The 5,528-nt window shown below is 71.4% G+C and carries 8 protein-coding genes; 3 read left to right on the top strand and 5 right to left on the bottom strand.

Annotated elements, in window-relative coordinates; genetic code table 11:
• On the bottom strand, nucleotides 1–202 hold a 202-nt coding region (locus tag G3I65_RS52910), incomplete at its 3' end, for a LysR family transcriptional regulator (protein ID WP_160703791.1).
• Nucleotides 203–305: 103 nt separating this feature from the next.
• Between G3I65_RS52910 and G3I65_RS52905 the strand changes: the two genes are divergently transcribed.
• Nucleotides 306–1,001 (top strand): SDR family oxidoreductase, encoded by a 696-nt coding sequence (locus G3I65_RS52905; protein WP_160703789.1) that lies wholly within the window; start codon nucleotides 306–308, stop codon nucleotides 999–1,001.
• 100 nt (nucleotides 1,002–1,101) lie between these two features.
• Nucleotides 1,102–1,710 (top strand): hypothetical protein, encoded by a 609-nt coding sequence (locus tag G3I65_RS52900; RefSeq protein ID WP_239071993.1) that lies wholly within the window; start codon nucleotides 1,102–1,104, stop codon nucleotides 1,708–1,710.
• Here G3I65_RS52900 and G3I65_RS52895 read toward each other — a convergent pair.
• Complete coding sequence (locus G3I65_RS52895) at nucleotides 1,707–2,147, bottom strand: GNAT family N-acetyltransferase (protein WP_125313048.1); 441 nt, start codon at nucleotides 2,145–2,147, stop codon at nucleotides 1,707–1,709. The genes G3I65_RS52900 and G3I65_RS52895 overlap by 4 nt on opposite strands.
• A 161-nt stretch (nucleotides 2,148–2,308) precedes the next feature.
• On the opposite strand from G3I65_RS52895, the gene G3I65_RS52890 reads away from it, so the two are divergent.
• Nucleotides 2,309–2,470 (top strand): hypothetical protein, encoded by a 162-nt coding sequence (locus G3I65_RS52890; protein WP_163046914.1) that lies wholly within the window; start codon nucleotides 2,309–2,311, stop codon nucleotides 2,468–2,470.
• A 1-nt stretch (nucleotide 2,471) separates the two neighbouring features.
• On the opposite strand, the gene G3I65_RS52885 is transcribed toward G3I65_RS52890, so the two are convergent.
• The 3 genes from G3I65_RS52885 to G3I65_RS52875 all read right to left on the bottom strand — a co-directional run.
• On the bottom strand, nucleotides 2,472–3,290 hold the full coding sequence (locus G3I65_RS52885) for an SGNH/GDSL hydrolase family protein (RefSeq protein ID WP_160703783.1): 819 nt from the start codon (nucleotides 3,288–3,290) through the stop codon (nucleotides 2,472–2,474).
• A 72-nt stretch (nucleotides 3,291–3,362) separates the two neighbouring features.
• Nucleotides 3,363–4,844, bottom strand: coding sequence for an alpha/beta hydrolase (locus G3I65_RS52880; RefSeq protein ID WP_239071992.1), 1,482 nt, complete (start codon nucleotides 4,842–4,844; stop codon nucleotides 3,363–3,365).
• Between the two features lie 95 nt (nucleotides 4,845–4,939).
• Nucleotides 4,940–5,528, bottom strand: a 589-nt coding sequence (locus G3I65_RS52875) for an MFS transporter (RefSeq protein WP_160703779.1), incomplete at its 5' end; no start/stop codon positions are given.

Here is a 5,528-nt window from a genome sequence, read left to right as displayed (position 1 = left end):
CGGCCAGGACCGCGCGCCCCGCGGCGGTCGGGCGCACCCCGCGTGGCAGCCGTTCGAGCACCGGCGCGCCCAGCTCGCGTTCCAGCGCGCCGATCTGGTGGGACAACGCGGGCTGCGAAAGGTGCAGCCGCGCGGCCGCCTCGGTGATCGACCCCGCGTCCACGACGGCGACCAGGCACTCGAGCGCGCGCAACGTAGGCATTAGCCGATTTTATCGCAACCATCGGAAACATCGGGTTCAGGACGGGATTGCGTGGAGGTCCGCGAGCGCTGAACGACGTGTGCGAGACGAAAGGAGCACGGAAATGTCGTTCGAGGGAAAGCGCTTGGTCGTCGTGGGCGGCGGTTCGGGAATCGGCCGCCGGATCGCGGTGGACGCGCGTGCGGCGGGCGTCGAAGTCACGCTGGCCGGGCGGAACCCGGCGCGGTTCGCCGAGCCGGGGGTGCGGGCCGCATTCGCGGACCTGGCCGAGGAATCGTCGCTGAAAGCGCTTGCCGAAGAGGCCGGTGAAGTGGACTACCTGGTCACGCTCGCGTCGGCGCCGGCGAACGGCCCGGTCACCACGCTGGCGCGGGACGCGGTCACGCGGGCGTTCGACGCGAAGGTGATCGGGCCGCTGCTGCTGGCCAAGCACTTTGCCCCGCGGTTCCGCGACGGCGGCGCCATGGTGCTGTTCTCCGGAGTCGCCGCCTGGCGGCCGGTGCCGGAGCGGACGGTCATGGCCACGACGAACGGCGCGGTGGCGTTCCTCGCGGAGGCGCTCGCGGTCGAGCTGGCGCCGGTCCGGGTCAACGCCGTCTCACCGGGCATTGTGGACTCGGGCGCGTGGGACCGCCTCGGGGAAGCGAAGGACGAGCTGTTCCGCCGGACGTCGGCCGCGAACCCGGCGCGCCGGGTGGGCACGGTGGAAGACGTCTCGGTGGCCACTCTGCAGCTGCTGCGGAACCCGTTCGTCACCGGCACGGTGCTGCATGTGGACGGTGGCGGCCGGCTCGCCTGAAACTCAGGGTGAGCAAGCCTTTACACGACGGTTCGCCATTCCTATGATCGGCCGACCGGACGCACCGCCGCGGTCCGGTCGGCCCGAGGTGGAGGGTTTGATGGCACGTAGGGCGCCGCGCCGGGAGCACGTCACCGTCGCCGAGCTGCTGGTCCGGACCACCGCGCCGCACGACCGGGGAGCGCCCGCACGGCACCGGGAAAAACCGCAGGTCCTGCGTTCGCTCGCCCGGCTGCGGGTGGTTTCGGTGGTCGCCGGGGCACTGGCGCTGACCGGCGGGGTCGGCGCGGCGGTGTCGATGCCGGTGCAGCGGGACGCGGGCCCGTCGTGGCCGCCGGTGGGCCTGGAGCCACCGCCGGTCGCGCTGATCCCGCTGCCGGCCGACGTCGTGGTGCCATCCGCTCGGCCGGATGGGGAATCCGTGGCGCCGGTCGGGAAACCCGCCGATATTTCTCCGGTGGCAGGGGTGCCGAATCCGAATTCCGGAATTTCACCGGGGCGTCGCGGAACTCTCGCCCGGGCGGTCAAAGTGGTGGGCAAGGCGAAACCGAAACCCCAGCACGCGGCGCCGGTGCGGCACGAAATCCCGGACGTGCCGACCTGGTCCCGCGGCCCCGCCCCGGAACGGCAACCGGCGTGGACCGGCCACCACCGCGGCGGCGGCCACCACGAGTGCGGTGGCGGCGGCCGGCACCGGCGCGGAAGTTAGGCGTCCAGCGGGATCTGGTACTGCATGAATCCCTTGTCGACGGCGACCTGGTCGTAAAGCCGCCGGGCCGTGGCGTTCGACGTCTGCGTGTGCCAGTAGACGCGGACGCATCCCCGCGCCCTGGCCCACTGGACGACGGCTTCGATCAACGCCCGGCCGGCACCGCGCCCGCGGGCTTTCTCGTCGGTGAACAGGTCTTGCAGGTAGCAGACGTCGTCCGAGGTGGTGCTGACGTGGGTGAAGAAGTGGACGATGCCGACGAGTTCGCCGTCGAGCCGCGCGCCGAGGGCGTGCATGCGCTCGCCGGCCGCGAACTCGCGCCACGCGCGGTCCATTCGTTCGGGCGGGAGTGTCCTGCCGTAGAACGTGTTGTAGCCGGCGAACAGGTTTTCCCAGGTCGCGCGGTCGCTTTCGGTGAGGCCCCCAATGGTGATCATCGAATCAGGTTAGCCCACCGGACACAACTGGCCAGTAAGGTGACGAACCCGAATCAAATTCATAGAATTGGGGCGCTCGGTCGGCAGCATTCACGCGGAGGTTCCTGATGGCGCGCACGGCGCACCGTGGCAGTGGCAGACCCGTTTCGGTCGGAGAGCTGATGCTCCGGTCGGACGTCCACGGCAGGCGCCGTCCCGAGGACCTCGAGGTGCTGGAAATGGCGTACCGGATGCGCCGCCGCACCGGGCCGGCCGCGGACCGCGCCGCGGTGCGGCGCGGTGGCTGGTGGCAAGTGCTGCGCCGCGGTTTCCGCCGGGGCTGACCTAGCGGAACGCGACCGCCACGGCCAGCGCCGCAGCGAGGACGCGGTGGCCGGCCGCGCTCGGGTGGACGTCGCAGCCGCCGGACGGCAGCTTGACCAGCAGACCCGCCGCGCACGGATCGCCGCCGGTGCGCAGGGAAGCCAGCAGGAACGCCGTGAACCCGTCGGCGACGGCGCCGCGGTAGTGCCGGGTCACGTCGGCCAGCGTCGCGTTGATCGCCTTGACCTGGGCGACCTGCGCGGGATCGCGGTAGTCGAGCGAGTAGTACGACACGAGCACGAGTTCGCCGCGGTACTGCGCGCGCACCTTGCCGAGAATGGTGGCCAGGTTCGCGCCGACCTGCTTGAGCGCGGCCTCGAACGTCGCGCCGGTGCAGTGGTCCGGGGTGGTGTCGCGGCAGCGGAACATGTCGTTGGCGCCGATGGTCAGCGTGACGAGCCGGGTGTCGCGGTGCGTCTTCAAGTACTGCACGGCGTTGTCGATCTGCGCGCCGGGATAGGCGACGTGCAGCGGGTACGCCAGCCGGTAGCCGTTCTCACAGCCGTTGCTCGGCGCGCTGACATCAAGCAGGCTGCCCGTCGTCTCGCCCGGGCAGGACGCGTTGGCGAGCGTCAGCCCGCGGACGGCCGCGTACTTCTCCGCGTAACCGCGGAAGTTGTCCGCGTCGAAGTAGTCCGCGCCCGCATTCGGCCGGTAGCCGAACGCGACCGAATCGCCCAGCGCGAGGTAGCCGCCGTGGGAGCGGGCTTCCGCCGGTGCCGTGAGCAGCGCGCTCGCCGCCAGGACCGCCGCCAGGACGGCGAAGAATCGACGAAGCATTTCCGGCTCCTTCCGCGCACCAGTGCGTGGCCGGAACCGATTCTGCCGGTTCCGGCCACGCAGTGGAAGGCGTCAGAAGGCGATCGTCGACGGCGGCTTCGGGCCGGCGATCCGCGCCTCGGCCGTACCCGGCTCGACCGCGGCGCAGTGCGTGCCCTTGGCCGGCAGCTTGCCGCTGATCAGGTAGTCGTCGGTGGCCTTGGTGACGCACTGGCTGTTCTTGAAGTACGCGCCGTGGCCCCAGCCGTCGTAGGTGAGCAGCGTGCTGCCGCTCTGCCGGGCCGCCGTCTGCGACCACGCGTACGGCGTCGCCGGGTCGTGCCGGCTGCTGACCATCAGCAGCGGCGGGGCGCCGTGGACCTGCAGCGGGTGTTGCGGGTTGCTCGCCCGCTCCGGCCAGCCGATGCAGCCGGTGACGGCGGTCCAGCCCAGCGAGTTGACCTTGACGTCGGGCGCGAGCGCCGCGGCGGTCCGGCGGTAGGCCTCCAGTTCGGCGAAGTTGTGCACCGGCAGGCGCCAGTCGTCGCAGAACACGCTCTGGAAGACGTTGTTGACCGGGGTGTCCTCGCGCAGCCGCGCCGACGCGGGCGGCGGCGTGCCGTCCTTGAAGGACTTCAGCACCGTCGCGAGCCGATCCCAGCTGGGGCCGTAGAAGCTGCCCTGGAAGATCGACGCGAGGTCCAGCGGCGTGATCGCCTCACCGCTCTGCGGGTCCTTCAGCTCGCCGCGCGCGGCCTTGTCCTGCAGGTCCCGCGTCACCTTCGAGACGTCCTGGCCGTGCAGCGCGCAGCTCGCCGTCCGGTCGCACCAGGCGGCGAACTCGCCGAATTCCGCTTGCACGGACTGGGTTTCGCTGTTCAGGAAGTCCCACGCGGTGTACTGCGAGTGGTCCATGTTGCTGTCGAGGACGAGCGCGCGGACCTTGTCCGGGAACAGTTCCGCGTACTGCTGGCCCATCAGCGTGCCGTACGAAACGCCGTAGTACGTCAGCTTCCGCTCGCCGAGCGCGGCGCGGATGGCGTCCATGTCGCGCGCGACGCTCTTGGTGTCGCCGAACCGCGCCAGTGGGCCGGTGAGCCGGCCGCAGCTTTCGCCGAGCTTCCGGTTGTACTGCGCGAGCTGCTCGAATTCGGCCTGGTTCTTCGGCACCTTCGGGTGATCGGCGATCAGTTCGTCGAGCCCGCACTTGATCTGCGTGCTGTCGCCGACGCCGCGCGGGTCGAACCCGACGGTGTCGAACCGCTTGGTGATCTCGGCCGAAAGCGTCCAGCCCGCCTTGACCTCACCCGCGCCCGCGCCGCCGGGACCGCCCGGGTCCATCAGGATCGAGCCGATCCTGGCCTGCGGATCCGTCGCTTTGCGCCGCGCGAGCGCGATGGACGTGGTGCCGCGGTCCGGGTGCGCCCAGTCGATCGGCACGGTGACCGTGCCGCAGTCGACGTCCGGCGCGTCCGCGCACGGTTTCCAGTCGACGGATTCCGCCGCCGAAGCGGGCGCCGCGAACAGGCTCCCCAGTACCGCTGTGGTCGCCGCGGCAGTCAGCAGCCGCCTCATTACCCCCGACATTGCCAGCCCTTCCCCTCACCGACAGTGTTTGCTCGGCTCCAGGAAATCACCGATCCGGTGATCGCGCCAGCTTCCCAGGTGGATCAGGCCTTGACGTCCATTGTGGACATACGCTCGGCGCGCCGGAGCCACGCGGTGGCCAGGACGCTGAGCACGCAGAGTGCCGCCAGCACCCCGAACGCCCAGCCGAAACCGGTCGACGGGGCCGCGGACAGGCCGCGGGACAGCACGATCACGCAGACCGCGCCGCCGAGCGCGCCGCCCACGCGCATGACGATGTTGACCAGCGCGGTGGCGTGCCCCAGTTCGCCGGCGGCGACCGACGCGTAGGCCGCCGTCGACGCGGGCATGATCGACAGGCCCAGCCCGGCGCCGCGGACGAGGAGCAGCGCCTGGATCAGCCACATCGGCGTGTCCGGGCCGAACCACGGCAGCGGCACCGTGCTGGCCAGCACCACGAGTGCCCCGGTGAGCGAGACGGTCCCGCCGCCGTAGCGGTCGGTCAGCCGGCCTGCCACGAGCACGAACACCGTGGTGGCCAGCCCCATCGGCGCGAGCAGGACGCCGGCTTCGGCGGGCCCGGCGCCGAGCCGGACCTGGAACCACAGCGGCAGCAGCAGGACCGCGCCGAACATGCCGGCCCCGGCGAGCAGCACGGCCGCCAGCGCCGAG

Source organism: Amycolatopsis sp. SID8362 (assembly GCF_010550475.1).
Taxonomy (GTDB): domain Bacteria; phylum Actinomycetota; class Actinomycetes; order Mycobacteriales; family Pseudonocardiaceae; genus Amycolatopsis; species Amycolatopsis eburnea.
This window is presented reverse-complemented; position numbering and strand designations above follow the sequence as displayed.